This is a genomic window from Bradyrhizobium sp. Ai1a-2 (genome assembly GCF_000426245.1).
Lineage (GTDB): Bacteria > Pseudomonadota > Alphaproteobacteria > Rhizobiales > Xanthobacteraceae > Bradyrhizobium.
The window spans coordinates 19884-34762 of sequence record NZ_AUEZ01000036.1 but is presented as its reverse complement, the minus strand read 5'-3'; the positions used below and the strand labels follow the sequence as shown (position 1 = coordinate 34762).

The window sequence follows — 14879 nt, the reverse complement described above, 5'->3', positions numbered from 1 at the left end:
CTTGTCCGAGGGTTGCGCGGCGCGAACGTAGCAAAACGGCCGCGACCAGGTCGGTCGCGGCCGTCATAGTCAAGAGATCAAGTCGACTAGCCGCGGAACAGCGACAGGATGCTCTGGCTGCCCGCGTTCGCGATCGACAGAGCCTGAATGCCGAGCTGCTGCTGGGTCTGAAGGGCCTGCAAACGGGTCGATTCAGCGTTCATGTCGGCGTCGACGAGCTGGCCGATACCGCGATCGAGCGAGTCAGTCAGGGTCTTGACGAAGTCCTGCTGCAGGCCGATGCGGTTCTTGATCGCGCCGAGATTGGTCGCCGCGTCGGTGATCTTGGCGAAGGCATCCTGGGTGCCCTGGATGTAGGTCTCGAGCTTCTTGAGGTCAGCAGCGCTGTCGGTGATCTTCGAGATGTCCAGCGTCGCGACGCTGAAGGTTTCCCAGGCCGTACCGGTATAGGCGTCGTAGGTCTGGTCCAGGATGCCCTTCTTGGTGTCGACGGGGTTGGCGATCGCGGTCAGCGTGACCGCAGCGCCAAGACCGGCGACGCTCGCGTCGATGACGACGTTCGCGTCGTTGCGGCTCTTGAACGACAGCTTGTCGCCAGTCGACGCGACGCCGACCGAAAGGCCGTCGATGCCGAGCTTGTTGATCGCCGTCGCGATGTCCGACAGGGAGGTGTTCTTCGCCACGGCGATGTTGATGGCCGTGCCGCCACCGACGGTCACCGTGATGTTGCCGCCGACGTCGTTGGTGGCATTGTAGGCAGCGGTATCGACCGACGGGAACGCCTGCGCCGCGTACGCGGTGTCCAGGTTCGCGTCATAGAGCTTGATCGCGTCCAGATTGACCGAAAGCGTGTCGATCTTGACCGTGCCGCCAGCGCGGGAGAAGGACGAAACGACTGTTTTCGAGGAGTTGTAGCTCGCCGAGGTCGAGTCGACCGAGATCCAGTTCTCACCGTTGAAGACCGCGCTGTCAGCGGTGTTCTTCAACTGCTTCTGCAGTTCGGTGATTTCGCTCTGGATCTTGGCACGATCGACGCCGGGCGTACGCGCGGCGACCAGCTTGGCGTTGATCTGCGAGACGACGCTGACGGTGCCGTTCAGGCCCGTATACATCGTGTCGATGGTCGCAGCACCCAGGCCGAGTGCGTCCTGCACGGCGCTGAGCGCCATGTTGTCCGAACGCATGGTGGTGGCGATCGACCAATAAGCGGCGTTGTCGGAGGCCGTCGACACCCGATAGCCGGTGGAGATGCGGTTCTGGGTGGTGGCAAGACCCGCGCTCACCGTCCGCAGGGTCTGCAGGGCGGTCATGGCGGAGCTGTTAGTCATCAAGCTTGACATTGCTTATGTCCCTTTAGTGTGAGGTTTTTATCGGGGGACATACCGGGCTTTCACCGGTACGGCAGGGCGGCATCATGCCTTTGGGGCTGGGGAAACACCCAACCTGCCGTTCATTCATCCTAGCATCCGAACCTTACCCAAAGCTGAACATCAGCTCGAAGATTTGCGATCTGGATGCCGTCCAAGGTGCCCCGCTGCTACTGAAATGATCGTACCAGGCCGATGACGAGAAGATTCCAGCCATCGATCAGCACGAAGAACAGCACCTTGAACGGAAGCGCGAACACGGTCGGCGGCATCATCATCATGCCCATGGACATCGTGAGCGTGGCGACAACCATATCGATCACGAGAAACGGCATGATGACCAGGAAGCCAATCTCGAAGGCCCTTCGCAGCTCGGAGATCATGAAGGCAGGTATGATCACGCGGAGGTCGATGCGCTGACCGTCGGGCCGCGTCTTGAAGCCCTCGGCGGCCAGGCTTTCAAAGCTTTGCAAGTCCTTCTCGCGGACGTGCGCCAGCATGAACTCGCGAAACGGATCCGTCACACGTGAATAGGCTTCCTGCTCCGAAATCTCGTTCTGCATCAACGGCTGGATGCCGTTCTGCCAAGCGCGGTCAAAAGTCGGGGCCATGACATAGAACGTCATGAAGAGCGCAAGGCTGATCATGACGATATTTGCCGGCGTTGTCTGCAATCCAAGTCCCGCGCGCAGGAATGAAAGCGCGACCACGAACCTCGTGAAACTCGTCACCATGATCAGAAGTCCGGGAGCCAGCGACAATACCGTGAGCAGCGCCACGAGCTGGACGATCCGGCCACTGGCGCTTCCGCCGCCGGGCGGGATCAGCGTGGACAGATCCGGGATCTGGGCCACCGCCGCAGTGGGGAGAAGGGCCAGCAGCAGGACAAGGCAAAAGCGCTTCATTGGACGACCAGTGTTTCGATGATCAGTTCGCGCACCTTTCCGCCCGAACGGATCGCCGCCCGCTCGTTGAGATCCTCGCGAAGATATTGCAGCCCGCGCGCACCCTCGATCTGTGTCGCCGAGATCGTTCGCAGATAGGACACGATGTCTTCGCCCAGCCGGGCAGTGAGAAGGCTCGCCTCCTCCTCGTTCATCTGATCGGTGACCACCGATCCCTCCACGCGAATCCAGGCGCCGGCCGGCGCGGCGAGGTTGGTCACAACCGGCGAAATCTTCCGCAGCCGCGCCGTTTGACCGAATGCGGTGGCGACCGGCCGCTCCGCAGGTTCCTTCTGGCTATCCGCGATCCGCTGCCCGGCCGAGAGGAGATACAGGCTGGCAAGACCGCCCGCCCCGGCGGACAGCACCGCAAGCAGCAACAACGCGGCCAACCATTGCATCACGTTTCCCATGTCCCGCTCCGCTGCCCGACGAGCTTCGCCGCTTCTGGCTAGAACGGCCCGACCTGGTCGTAGATCTGATGCCCCCACGCTGGCTGCTGCACCTCCATGAGCCGGCCACGGCCACCATAGGAGATTCGCGCCTCTCCGATCTTGTCGTAGGCAATGGTGTTGTTGCGGCCGATGTCCCGTGGCCGGACGATACCGGCCACGTTCAGAATGCGCAGTTCGTAATTGACGCGCACTTCCTGCGATCCGCTGACCAGCAGATTCCCGTTCGGGAGCACGTCGACCACGACTGCCCCGACCGAGAACTTCACCTCTTCGGTGCGGTCGATCTTGCCCTCTCCCTTGGTCGAGGTTTGCGAGTTGACGTTGCCATTGGCCTGTCCCTTGGGCGTCCAGCCAAACATGTCGACGAGGTAGTCGGCGCTGAATTTCGTCTGCGAATCCCGCGACCGGTCGGTCTTGTTGTCGAGGGTCGCCTTGTCGTTCATGGAGATGGTGACGGTGATGAGATCACCGATGCGCGCCGCGCGCGGATCGCGGTAAAGATCCCTCCGCTCATCCCACAGCGATTGGTAGCCTGCGGCGTATCGGCTGCGCGCCTCGACGGGAACCGCGCGCGCTTCTGCGTGCAGGCCCTGGCCGATCGGCGACAAATAAGGCGCCTGGTTGAGCTCGGCGAGACTGTTCATGCAGCCCCCCAGAGCGAGAACCGGAAGCAGAGAGAGTAAGCGAAGAACCTTCATTTGTTCGTCTTCCCGTCGTCGGGGCGCCGCATGCCCGCCAGGGTATCGGCGAGGTGGGCCGCACGCCCGGGCTCCATCTCGTTCAGGATCGCGCTTGCGGTCCGCACCCGAAGCTTGGCGAGCACGGCGGCCGCGGTTTCATCCGCCATGCTCGCGATCTGCTGTGCGGCAGCATCCGGGTTCATGCCGGAGTAGATCTCGACGACGTTGTCTTCCGCCTTCTTCAGGAAGTCTTCGCGCAGCTTCAACCATTTCTCGTACTCGGCGCGCTTCGCCTCCAGCTCCACGATCCGCTCCCGAAGCTTGGCCTCGGACGCTTCGAGCTGCTTTTGCTGCCACGCCACGCGCGCATCCAGCGCTGCATCCGTGATGTTCTTGCAGAAATCGGTGGCGTCGGATCCACGCTGATCTGTCGGCTCTGCGGGCGCCGATGGCGACGCGGCACTCCTTGCAACGGTCGCAGTCGTCAGCGGCAGCTCGGGCTGGGGATTGCCGGGCGGCGCCTCCAGCTTGGCAACAGGGCGGGACGGCGGCACGCGCGACGTCTTGGCAAAGGTGGCCAGGTTCAGCGGTTTCGACGGTTTCTGCTCAGGCTGCGCCGATGCCGACGCCTGCGCGGAGAGCGCAAGATACCCCGCAAGGAGCATACTTCTTCCCAGCAACGTCGCGAGCCTCACCATCCGCTCTCCGCACGGCATCTGTCCGAAGCGTTGCACGTTCAAGCTTGTGCGACGCTGACGCGACCTTCTACTGGATGACAAGATCGGCCTGCAGCGCGCCCGCTGCCTTGATCGCTTGCAGGATCGCGATGATGCCCTGCGGCTTCAACCCGATCTGGTTCAAGCCGCGCACAAGACGCTGCAAGTCCGTTCCACGCAAGATCGCGACCTGCGCACCGGGCTCGCCCGCTTCGATGAAGGTTTGCGGCGTCACGACCGTTTCGCCGCGCGAGAATGGCGCGGGCTGGGAAACGATCGGCATCTCGGTGATCCGAACCGAGAGATTGCCGTGTGTGACGGCAACGGTCGAAACCTGGACGTTGCGACCGATCACGACGGTGCCGGTCCGCTCGTCGATGACGACACGCGCCGGCGTGTCAGGCTCGACCAGCAGTTCGCCGATCTCGGCGATGAAGCGAACCGGGGCAACCGTGCGCGGCCGGGACAATATGATCGACCGGTAGTCGCGCTCAAAGGCCATGCTGGCGCGATACCGCCCCTGACCGTAGTGGTTGATGGCGTCAATGATTCGCGTCGCAGTGACGAAATCCGGATTTTTCAGCTCGAGAATGAGCGATTCCATCTCGTAGAATTTACCCTGCACCTCGCGCTCGATCAGCGCGCCGTTTGGAATGCGGCCTGACGTTGGAACGCCCTGACTGACGGTCTGCGCGGCGCCTTCGACCGAATATCCGCCAACCGCAACGGCACCCTGGGCCACGGCATAGACCTCACCGTCGGCGCCACGGAGCTGGGTCATGAGGAGAGTGCCTCCCAAAAGCGAAGAGGAATCGCCGAGCGACGACAGGGCGACATCCATGCGCGAACCACCGGCAGCGTACGGCGGCAGATCGGCCGTCACCACGACAGCAGCGACGTTCCGCGTCCGCAGCAACGTTCCCCGAATGTTGATCCCCATGTTATCGAGCATCGATTGCAGCGACTGCTCGGTGAAAGGTGCGTTGCGCAAAGTATCACCGGTCCCTTTGAGACCGATCACCAGGCCGTAACCGATAAGCTGGTTTTCCCGCACACCCTTGAGGTTGGCGATATCCTTGATCCGCACCGCCGCATCGGCGACGGTGGAGGAGAGGAGCAGGACAATGAATGATAGAAGTCGCAGCATCATCCGTTTTGAATCCGCACCGATCCGTCCGGCTGGACGACGCCCCTGATGATCACGCCCGTATCGAGGTTGCGAAGCTGGATCATGGCGCCCGGACTACCTGATTGCAGCGACGAGGCGTAGGTGACGATGGAAAGCGATCCATCCTCGACAATCACCTTGACGACGTTGCCTCGCGCCACAAGTTTCTGCTCTTCGAGGGCATTGATCGGAATAGGTTGGCCCGACACCAGCGTCCTTCTCGCGACGCGGCCGACGAGCGATGCCCGGTCAGCGACAAAGGCCGCTGCGCCGGGCATGTTCGGCGCGAAGGCACGATCGATGATCAACTCGTCCTTGATCATATCGCCCGGATAGATCACCGTTGCCGGCACGGGAAAGCGCATCGACTCCTCGGCGATCGCGCCACTGTGCGCGCCGCTTGCAACGAGCGCGAGCGCTGCGATCATGCGGACCAGCGCAGACTGGACGAGCTTCAAGACGCTTCTCCGTTTGCAATCCTATCGAAGACCTTTGGAGACCGTCGACGCCATCTCGTCTGCCGCCTGGATCACCTTCGAGTTCATTTCGTAAGACCGCTGCGCGGAGATCAATTCAGTGATCTCCTTGACCGGATCGACGTTCGAACTTTCCAGATAGTGCTGATGGATCTTGCCGAAGCCGGGATCGCCGGGAACGCCGACGACCGGAACGCCGGACGCCAGCGTCTCCTTGTAGAGATTGCCGCCAAGCGGATCGAGGCCCGCCTCGTTGGCGAAGTTGGCAAGATTGAGCTGGCCGATCTGGCGCGGCGCGATTTCGGTGTCGAGCTTCGCGAACATCTGGCCCGATTCATTCACCGTGACATCGACCGTCCCTTGCGGAACGATGATCGCGGGATCGACGGTGTAGCCGTCCGCCGTCACCAACTGTCCGTCCGCGTTGGTATTGAAGGACCCGGCACGGGTGTAGAGCGTTTCGCCATTCGGTCCCACGACCTGGAACCAGCCTCTGCCGTTGACGGCGAGATCGAAAGTATTGCCGGTTTGCGCCAGCGACCCCTGCAAATGCAGCTTTCGCACGGCCACCGACCGAACGCCCAGCCCCAGCTTGGCCCCTTCGGGGACCGCGGCTTCGCCGGCGCGGTTCGGAACGCCCTGCATGCGGTCGACCTGATAGAACAGGTCGGTGAACTCAGCCCGCGCACGCTTATACGACGTCGTGTTGATGTTCGCGATATTGTTGGCGATGACCTCGACGTTGAGCTGCTGTGCGCTCATTCCGGTCGCCGCGATGGCAAGCGCTCTCATTGCTATCCCTCAGATCGCCATTCGACTGACTTCTTGATACGCCTGCACGACCTTGTCGCGCACGGCGACCGCCATCTGCAGCGTCTGCTCGGCGGACATGACGGCCTCCACCACGCTCTGGGCCGACACCTTGCCGTGGATATAGGAGACCGACGCCGCCTCTCCGTTCTTGAGGCTGCCGACGGCATCGGCGGCAACCTGCTCCAGGACCCCGTCGAAACCGAGCGCGGGTTGAGCCGTCCGCGTTGCGGCCGGCGCGGACGCCGCAACACTGCTTGATTGAACGACGCCAGCAGCGTCCTTCAGAATGGACGAAACCGCTTCCATCATCATCGATCATGCCCCCTTCAACAAATCGATCGCCATCGCAACCATCGACCGTGCTTGCTTGATCACCTGCAGATTGGCTTCATACGACCGATTGGTTTCCCGCATGTCGGCCATTTCGATCAGCATGTTCACGTTCGGCAACTTGACATAACCGTCCGAACCGGCTGCCGGATGAGTCGGCTCGTAGTCGACCCGAAACGGAGCACGATCGACGCCGATGTCCTTGATCTTCACGACCCGCACACCCGCCGCGCGATCGACCTCCGCCGAGAACGTCGTCGTCTTGCGCCGGTAGGGTTCGGCACCGGGTGTACGCCCCGTGGAGTTTGCGTTCGCCATGTTCTCGGACACGACGCGCATCCTGGTCGACTGCGCCTCAAGTCCTGAACTGGCGATTTGAACGGATGCCTGCAGCGGATCGATCATCAACCCTCGCGTTAGCTCTTCGCACCGGTCATGAACATGCGGTGAAACGATTTGACGATTGCGACATTCAACGAATAGTCCTTGTTGATATCGCCCGCCTTGAGCATTTCCTGCTCGAGGCTCACCGAGTTTCCGGAGTGAACGATTTCCCAGCTGTTCTCCTTGCGCGTGCCCTGCGGGCGCACGAGCGAGCCGGTGGTCATATGTTTCGGCGATGTGACTGCGAGCGGTACGACTTTGGTGTCGAGTATCTTGTCGAACGGCTCGATATCCTGTGCTCGGTAGCCGGGCGTATTCGCGTTGGCCACGTTCGACGAAATCGTGGCCTGTCGGAGCGACAGCCAGCGAGCCTGAGAAGAGGCAAGATCGAAGAGATAAACGGGTCCCACAAGGTCCTCGTCACAGTCATCCTATGACGACCGTATACGAACCCAAACTTGTCCGAGGCTGGTGAGATTTCCGCCGTCGATGCGGAGCGTTTTCACGCGCCCGCCTTCTGCTTGCGCGAATGCAGGAAATAGATGATCTCGGCCACCGGGCGAAAGAACTCTTGCGGAATCACCTGGTCGATCTGGACGGCACCGTACATGGATCTCGCAAGCATCTTGTCCTCCACGACCGGCACATTGTTCTGCTCGGCAATTTCCCTGATCTTGAGAGCGATAAGATCCTGCCCCTTCGCAAGCACGGTGGGAGCTTCATCTTCGCCATGTCGATATTTCAGCGCGATCGCATAGTGCGTCGGATTGGCCACGACCAACGTTGCGCGCGGGACTGCCGCCAGCATGGACTTTCGCGCCCGGTCGCGTGCCAACGACCTCAACCGCGACTTGACCAGAGGATCACCCTCCGCCTGCTTGAATTCGTCCTTGAGTTCCTGGCGCGTCATGCGCAGCTCCCGCCGCCAATGGAATCGGGCCCAGACGAGATCAAGCGCCACCAGCACGATAGTGGCAATGCTGATCGCCGATACGAGCCGCATCGCAGTCGTCAAAATAAGTTCCGGAACGCCGGTCGGATCGCTAAACAAAGAATTCACGGCCACAGCCTCCTCGGCCCGCAATACGATGGTCACGACAATGCCTACGGCAAAAAACTTAAAGGCGGCCTTCAGGAACTCGATGCGCCCCTGACCGCCGAATATTCTTTCCCATCCCTGAGAAATCGAAATACGTGAGCTATCGGGCTTGATCCTCTCAAACACCAGGCGCGGAGCATTCTGCAGAAACGAAGCCGCCAACCCGGCTATAGCCAGGACGATCACGATCGGAAGCAACAGGGCGGCCGAACTGCCGGCGATGACGACCATGAATTCCAACGCATCCGCACCGTTACGGATGCGAATCCCGGAGGGATCATCGATCAACCGGCTCAGCGTCGACGCTAGGTTCCGGACACTGTCGATCGTAAGGAAGCTCAGGATGATGAGAAGCGCGATCATGGACGAAAAGACCGAGGCTTCGCGTGAGACCGGAATCTTTCCCTTCTCGACGGAGTCTCTTATCTTCTTTTCCGTCGGCTCTTCGGTCTTGCTTTCCTTGTCGGGTCCCTCGGCCATGACGGCTCGTCTTTAGGTGAATACGGGCTGATCTTCCTGGTCCGGGTTGAGCTCGATCTCGCCTCGCCCGGCCATGTCGAGCGCGAGGTCCGTGATCGCGCGTCGCGCCTCCAGGATTTCGCGCTGGTTCGAAGGGATGCCGTTCGCAAGCTCGTGCTCGACCAGCCGGCGTGTCCGCGACGCCAGCGACGACAGGATGAGTTCGCGAAAGCTCGAATCGGTTCCCTTCAGCGCCGTCACCACGCGATCGGTCGGAACCTGATCGAAGATCACCATACGCGCCTTGGCGGTGAGGTTGACGATATCGTCGAACGTGAACAGCATCCCCTTCAGTATCTCCGCCGACTTCGGTCGCGATTCCGAAAGGTTCTTCAGCGATTCCTCCATCTGCGTCCGCTCCATCTTGTTGATGATGTCGGCCATGCGGGGATAGGTGTCGGATGCGAGGTTGCGCGCGAAATTGATCATGAAGTCTTCGTGCATGGTCTTCTCGATGATCCCCATTGCCTCCTCGACAACGGGTTTCAGGCTCAGCATGCGACGCATCAGGCCATGCCGCAGGTCCGCCGGCATCAGGCTCATCACTCTTGCGGCACAGGCCGGCTTCACCCTGGAAAGGATCAACGCGGCCGTTTGCGGATGCTCCTTGAGCAGATAGTTGGCCAGCAGGCTTTCGGACACGGAAGAGATCCGCTCCCACACCGACTTGGTCTTGTTGCCGAGCACCTCCGAGATGATGTCCGTGACCTGTTCGGGCGGAAGAACGCCGGTCAGCAGTTTCTCCAGTTCGCCAACCGTTCCGAAGATGTTAGGCCCGCTCGTGAAGTGCTGGGCGAACTCCTCGATGATCTCCTCAAGCTCGTTACCCGAAATAGGTTTCAATTCCGCCGCTGCGCGCGTGACGAGCCTGATCTCTTCCGGATCGAATTCCCTTAGAACGCCGCCGGAAAGCTCCCGGCCCATGGCCAGGAGAAGCGCGGCGACCTTCTCGGTCCCGCGCAACGGCCTGGCTTCGGTGCCACGCTTTGCAGGTGCATTGAACGCCATCCGCTGATCCCTTAGGCCTCTACATCGCCTGGGGATCCTCCGACGATTTCGGTGAGCGACACGCCGAATCGCGAGTTCTCATCTTCCACGACGACAACCGCACCGCGCGCCACGATGCGGCCGTTGACAACCACCTCCACCGGTTCACCAACGCGATGGTCAAGCGGAATGACGGCGCCTCGCCCGAGCTTCATCAGATCGGCGACCGGCATCGTCGCTGAGCCAAGAAGAACCTGGACGGTGACCGGAATGCGCAGGATCGGCTCAAGGTTCGTAAGTCGGCTGGTTTCCTCCGCCGCGCGCGCAGCGAGATCGGCCAATTTCCCGAAGGCGGCCCCTCCCGGCTTGGTCGTCTCCGAGGCGTTCGCTGTCGCGGCGGTAGCTGATTCGGTTTCGAACGGCTGCTTCATTTCAGATGCTTTCTCGGCAATTTCGATTTCTGGCGATGACGACGCCAATAATGACTATCTTCGGGACACATCGGCATGAGTCTCGATATCAACGATTGCCTTGCGCGCCTCCTCGATCTTGCTCCCGAGGATGTTGACCAGCTGCTTTCCATCGGCGCTGAACTCCCGCACCATGAGCACCATGTCGTCCATGGTTTCGGTCGTCTTGCCCAGAATGAAAGCGAAGTCTCCCTGGCTGGCGCGCAGGTGCACGAGCTCCCGGTGCATCCTTGTCACACGGATGGTGGTGACGAGCAGCGCCGCCAGGAGAATAAGGTCAACGAGATAGGATGCCATCGATGAACTCCCGCTTTTGATCCGCCGATTCCTTGACTTGCAGCGAATAGACCCCGTTCAGCTGTCCCATCTGGCACCAGAACAGCCGCTGATCGTTGCACTCGAGCCTCACGAGAGTGCTCGGCGTGGCATTCAGCTTGATCACCTGACCCACGTGGAATCCTGCGACTTCGCCGAGAGTGAGCGAGCGCTCCTCGAGCACCGCTTTCAACACCACCTCGGTGCGCTGTATCTCATTGTGCAGCTGCTTGCTCCAGTTCGGATCCGTGGATACGGATTCTCCGGAGACAATCTGCGAGAGAGCCTGGCGAAGAGGATTGAGAACCGAGTGCGGAATGACGATGAACATCTCGCCGCCGCGATCCAACCCCTGGACCAGAATCTTGGCATAGACGGCCATGTTGTTGAGCCGACCGATGGCCAGATAATCCATCCGCGTCTCGACGCGCTCCAGATTGAACTTGACATCCGAAGCGCGGGAGAACGATGACTCCAATGCCTTGCCGAAGCGCTCGAAAAGCGCTTCTGCGACATGCAGCTCCACGTTCGAGAACACTCGCGGCATGTCCAGCGGCGGCTCCGCCCCGTCGGCGCCAAACAACAGCTCCACCATCGTGTACACGAAGTCGCGATCGAAGCCGATGAGGATTCGGCCGTCCCACGCCTGGGCGTAGAACACCGCCACGATCGCTTCTGATTCGTAGCTGTCGAGGATCTCGGAAAGACGATCGCTGCCGACGCCGGTCAGCGAAAAATACGACTGCGACGGCGACATCGACCGCAGACTCTCGGCGCAGAGGTTGGTCATCTGATCGAAAATCACATGCAGCATCGGCATGCGATCGACCGAGATTCCGGCAGCTCCGAGCAGTTGATCCGGCGCCTGCTCGTGCCGCAACGGCTTGCTTTCCGACATCAGGCCTTCGCTCCCGCTACCTTCGCCACCGCTTCACCGCCTCCGCTCTTTGTCGCGCCGGCGATGGTTTCGTTCTCCACCACGTCGATCGAGGGACGATCGCCGGGTCCGATCATCTTGCGGCCATGCTCGATGGCGATTTGCGGCAGTGCGCCGTTCATGAAGGCGAGCAGCGTCTGCTTGACGATGATGTACAGCCGGCATCGTTGCTCGCGCACCATTTTGACCTTGTGGGCCAACGGCGCAACAAGACCGTAGGACAGAAAGATTCCGGCAAATGTTCCAACCAGCGCCGCACCGATCAGGCCGCCGAGAAGCTTGGGCGACTGATCGAGCGCGCCCATCGCCTTGATGACGCCGAGGACGGCGGCCACGATCCCGAGCGCCGGCAGGCCTTCCGCAACCATCATCAAGGAATGATACGGCTTCAGTTTGCTGCGAACGATCGTTTCGATCTCTTCGTCCATCAGCGCTTCGATTTCATGCGGCCGCGCACTTCCCATGATGATCAGGCGAAAATAGTCACAGATGAAATGCACGAGAGGATCGTTGGCGAGCACGGTGGGAAAGTTCTGGAAGATCTCCGACGATGACGGATCGTCGATATGTGCCTCGACTTCATTGCGCCCCTTGTTGCGCACTTCGCGCATCAGCGCGTGCAGAAGTCCAAGCAGGTCGAGGTAGTGGCGCTGCTTCGGCACGGCTACCATAAGCGCCTCTACGAGCGCGACGCCGGTGTCGATGACGACCTTCCACGGGTTTGCGACGATGAAGGTTCCGATCGCCATGCCGGCAATGATGACAAACTCCCACGGCTGCCAGATCACGCTGACATGGCCGCCCAGCGCCACGAAGCCGCCCAGCAGGCTCGCGATCGTGATGATGACGCCAAAAAGAATGCTCAAGCACACCGCTCCGAATTGGGACACATTCGTTTAGGCAGCGATCCTTGCACGAAGCTGTCACTGGACCGCCGCGAACAGCCCCACACAAGCTTGCCGGTCGATTTTTCCGCCAGCCTCAACCCTCGTGTCCGCGCAGGAGCAGCTTCCGCGATGGTGTCCCACGCAGACCGCGCGCAGAACCTGAAGATCGGAAGATAGCCGGTATGCAATCAGCGCTCTATGTCAGCCTCTCTGCTCAGGTCGCCCTCGAAAAAAGGCTTGAGACCATCGCCAACAACCTGGCGAACATGAAGACAGCCGCTTTCCGTGCCGACGCCGTGAAGTTCGAGACTGCACTGTCGCGCGCGGCGTCGCAGCCCGTCGCCTTCTCGACCCCCGGAGAAAACTTCATCTCTCGAAAGCCCGGGAGTGTGACGCGGACTGAAAATGGCCTCGACGTCGCCGTCATCGGCAACACGTGGATGGGGTTTACCGGCCCTGCCGGTAAGGTCTACACGCGGGACGGCCGGATGCAGATCAGCAACAATGGCGAATTGCAGACCGTTGCAGGGTATCCCGTGCTCGATGCAGGCGGTACGCCGATCATCGTCGATCCGGAAGGCGGGCCGCTGACGATTGCGCGCAACGGGACCATTTCGCAAGGTACAAACCAGGTCGGAGTGCTCGGCCTTTTCGAAATTCCCCCCAGCGCAAGGCTGGAGCGTTTCGGCAATTCAGGAGTCATTCCCGACCGCGCCGCCGCACCTGTCATCGATTTCCTGAACACGGGGTTCGAACAGGGCTTTGTCGAGGAGTCCAACGTCGACGCGCTATCGGAGCTGACACAGTTGATCACCGCGTCGCGCGCGTTCCAGAGCGTCACCTCGCTCGTCGAGGGCTCCGAGGGTTCGATGCAGAACGCGATTCGCTCGCTTGGCGAGCCGACCAAGGCATAGCAGCCAGCAACAGAGGAGCCTGGTGACCGATGAACGCGCTGGAGCGGTTGGAATCGACACTTTCGTCGCTCCGCAAGGACGTGCCGACGGTCCGGGTTGGCGGCATCGTTTCGGAGGTCGCGCCAACCCACTACCGCGTATCGGGCCTCTCGCGATTCGTGAGACTGGGCGAGTTGATCGGGCTCGAGATCGATAACCAGGTGCAACTCGGCGAGGTCGTTCGTATCGACGGCAACGGCGTTACTGCCAAGCCGTTCGATTCCCACATCGGAGCGGGCCTAGGGCTCGTTGCCTATCGTCTTCCACCGAAGACGATCTCGCCGCATCCAAGTTGGAAGGGCCGGGTGCTCAACGCCCTCGCCGAACCGCTCGACGACGGTGGCACGTTGCACGTCGGAGACCGGATCATGTCGACGGATGCGAGCCCGCCGCCCGCCATCAGCCGCGCCCGGGTGCGGACACCGTTGCGAACGGGAGTGCGGGTGCTGGACCTGTTTACGCCGCTCTGCGTCGGACAACGCATTGGTATTTTTGCGGGGTCAGGCGTCGGCAAGACGACGTTGCTGTCCATGATCGCGCAAAGCCAGGGCTTCGACACCGTCGTTACGGCCCTGGTCGGCGAACGCGGCCGCGAGGTGCGCGAGTTCCTCGAGGAAGCACTCGTTCACCATCGATCGCGCGCGATCACGGTGGTGTCCACGAGCGATGAGAGTCCGATGATGCGCCGTCTGGCGGCAAAGACCGCCACCACGATCGCCGAATATTTTCGGGATCGCGGCGAATCGGTGCTGCTGATCGTCGATTCGGTCACACGCTTTGCTCACGCGGCGCGTGAAATCGCGCTGGCCACCGGAGAGCCCGCGGTTGCGCGCGGCTACGCCCCAAGCGTCTTCAGCGAGCTGCCGCGCATGCTCGAGCGCTCCGGCCCCGGCAGCGACGGACAAGGCTCAATCACCGGCATCTATTCCGTGCTCGTCGATGGCGACGACCACAACGAGCCGATAGCAGATACGGTGCGCGGCACCCTCGATGGTCACATCGTGCTTGACCGGGAGGTCGCGGATCAGGGGCGATATCCCGCCGTCAATGTGCTTTCATCGGTGTCGCGCCTGGCCCAACAGGTCTGGACCGCGGACGAACGCAATCTGCTGCGAAAGCTGCGCGCCATGATCGCGCGCTTCGAGGACACGCGCGATTTGCGCTTGATGGGCGGCTATCAGCCCGGTCGCGACGGCGAGCTCGATCAAGCCGTCCAACTCGTTCCGAAGATCTACGACCTGATGCGGCAGGCACCGTCGGATCCGCCGAGCCGCGAGCCGTATCAGGAATTGCTGACCCTGATCAAGGCAACAATCGAGTAGCGGTTGCCTCTCGAGGAAGAGCGCCATCGCAGCGTCGCTACCCGAAGCTGCGATGCT

At 61.3% G+C, this 14879-nt stretch carries 19 protein-coding genes; 2 read left to right on the top strand and 17 right to left on the bottom strand.

Annotated elements, in window-relative coordinates:
- Positions 1 to 86: 86 nt before the first annotated feature.
- The 17 genes from K288_RS55640 to motA all read right to left on the bottom strand — a co-directional run bounded on the left by K288_RS55640 (position 87) and on the right by motA (position 12526).
- Positions 87 to 1328 (bottom strand): flagellin, encoded by a 1242-nt coding sequence (locus K288_RS55640; protein ID WP_275451079.1) that lies wholly within the window; start codon positions 1326 to 1328, stop codon positions 87 to 89.
- 209 nt (positions 1329 to 1537) lie between these two features.
- Positions 1538 to 2272 carry a flagellar type III secretion system pore protein FliP gene (gene fliP / locus K288_RS0122375; protein ID WP_027581573.1) on the bottom strand — a complete coding sequence of 245 codons (735 nt, stop codon included), beginning with the start codon at positions 2270 to 2272 and terminating at the stop codon, positions 1538 to 1540.
- Positions 2269 to 2724, bottom strand: coding sequence for a flagellar basal body-associated FliL family protein (locus K288_RS0122370; RefSeq protein ID WP_244443213.1), 456 nt, complete (start codon positions 2722 to 2724; stop codon positions 2269 to 2271). Before K288_RS0122370 ends, fliP begins: the two co-directional genes overlap by 4 nt.
- Positions 2725 to 2762: 38 nt before the next feature.
- Positions 2763 to 3464, bottom strand: a complete 702-nt coding sequence (flgH, locus tag K288_RS0122365; protein ID WP_027581571.1) for a flagellar basal body L-ring protein FlgH — start codon at positions 3462 to 3464, stop codon at positions 2763 to 2765.
- Positions 3461 to 4144, bottom strand: a complete 684-nt coding sequence (locus K288_RS0122360; RefSeq protein ID WP_027581570.1) for a MotE family protein — start codon at positions 4142 to 4144, stop codon at positions 3461 to 3463. The genes flgH and K288_RS0122360 overlap by 4 nt, the downstream gene beginning before the upstream one ends.
- A gap of 67 nt (positions 4145 to 4211) precedes the next feature.
- Entirely contained in the window at positions 4212 to 5309 is a 1098-nt protein-coding gene (flgI, locus tag K288_RS0122355; protein WP_027581569.1) for a flagellar basal body P-ring protein FlgI, read from the bottom strand.
- Positions 5309 to 5758 (bottom strand): flagellar basal body P-ring formation chaperone FlgA, encoded by a 450-nt coding sequence (flgA, locus tag K288_RS0122350; RefSeq protein WP_043160450.1) that lies wholly within the window; start codon positions 5756 to 5758, stop codon positions 5309 to 5311. Before flgA ends, flgI begins: the two co-directional genes overlap by 1 nt.
- Positions 5759 to 5809: 51 nt before the next feature.
- The gene (gene flgG, locus K288_RS0122345) at positions 5810 to 6598 is read right to left on the bottom strand and encodes a flagellar basal-body rod protein FlgG (RefSeq protein WP_027581567.1); all 789 of its coding nucleotides are present in this window, start codon (positions 6596 to 6598) and stop codon (positions 5810 to 5812) included.
- A gap of 9 nt (positions 6599 to 6607) precedes the next feature.
- On the bottom strand, positions 6608 to 6928 hold the full coding sequence (locus K288_RS0122340) for a flagellar hook-basal body complex protein FliE (protein WP_027581566.1): 321 nt from the start codon (positions 6926 to 6928) through the stop codon (positions 6608 to 6610).
- A 6-nt stretch (positions 6929 to 6934) separates the two neighbouring features.
- Positions 6935 to 7354: a flagellar basal body rod protein FlgC gene (gene flgC, locus K288_RS0122335; protein WP_027581565.1), complete on the bottom strand. Its 420-nt coding sequence runs from the start codon at positions 7352 to 7354 to the stop codon at positions 6935 to 6937.
- Positions 7355 to 7365: 11 nt separating this feature from the next.
- Positions 7366 to 7743 carry a flagellar basal body rod protein FlgB gene (gene flgB, locus K288_RS0122330; protein ID WP_027581564.1) on the bottom strand — a complete coding sequence of 126 codons (378 nt, stop codon included), beginning with the start codon at positions 7741 to 7743 and terminating at the stop codon, positions 7366 to 7368.
- Positions 7744 to 7835: 92 nt separating this feature from the next.
- Positions 7836 to 8912: a flagellar biosynthesis protein FlhB gene (flhB, locus tag K288_RS0122325; protein WP_027581563.1), complete on the bottom strand. Its 1077-nt coding sequence runs from the start codon at positions 8910 to 8912 to the stop codon at positions 7836 to 7838.
- A 12-nt stretch (positions 8913 to 8924) separates the two neighbouring features.
- Positions 8925 to 9959 carry a flagellar motor switch protein FliG gene (locus tag K288_RS0122320; RefSeq protein ID WP_027581562.1) on the bottom strand — a complete coding sequence of 345 codons (1035 nt, stop codon included), beginning with the start codon at positions 9957 to 9959 and terminating at the stop codon, positions 8925 to 8927.
- Positions 9960 to 9970: 11 nt separating this feature from the next.
- On the bottom strand, positions 9971 to 10369 hold the full coding sequence (fliN, locus tag K288_RS0122315) for a flagellar motor switch protein FliN (protein ID WP_027581561.1): 399 nt from the start codon (positions 10367 to 10369) through the stop codon (positions 9971 to 9973).
- A gap of 54 nt (positions 10370 to 10423) precedes the next feature.
- Positions 10424 to 10705 carry a hypothetical protein gene (locus K288_RS0122310; RefSeq protein WP_027581560.1) on the bottom strand — a complete coding sequence of 94 codons (282 nt, stop codon included), beginning with the start codon at positions 10703 to 10705 and terminating at the stop codon, positions 10424 to 10426.
- Complete coding sequence (locus tag K288_RS0122305; protein WP_043160433.1) at positions 10686 to 11621, bottom strand: FliM/FliN family flagellar motor switch protein; 936 nt, start codon at positions 11619 to 11621, stop codon at positions 10686 to 10688. Before K288_RS0122305 ends, K288_RS0122310 begins: the two co-directional genes overlap by 20 nt.
- Positions 11621 to 12526, bottom strand: a complete 906-nt coding sequence (gene motA, locus K288_RS0122300) for a flagellar motor stator protein MotA (RefSeq protein WP_043160448.1) — start codon at positions 12524 to 12526, stop codon at positions 11621 to 11623. Before motA ends, K288_RS0122305 begins: the two co-directional genes overlap by 1 nt.
- Positions 12527 to 12729: 203 nt before the next feature.
- Between motA and flgF the strand changes: the two genes are divergently transcribed.
- Both flgF and fliI read left to right on the top strand, forming a co-directional pair.
- Entirely contained in the window at positions 12730 to 13461 is a 732-nt protein-coding gene (flgF, locus tag K288_RS0122295) for a flagellar basal-body rod protein FlgF (protein ID WP_027581557.1), read from the top strand.
- 29 nt (positions 13462 to 13490) lie between these two features.
- Complete coding sequence (gene fliI / locus K288_RS0122290) at positions 13491 to 14822, top strand: flagellar protein export ATPase FliI (protein ID WP_027581556.1); 1332 nt, start codon at positions 13491 to 13493, stop codon at positions 14820 to 14822.
- Positions 14823 to 14879 lie beyond the last annotated feature (57 nt).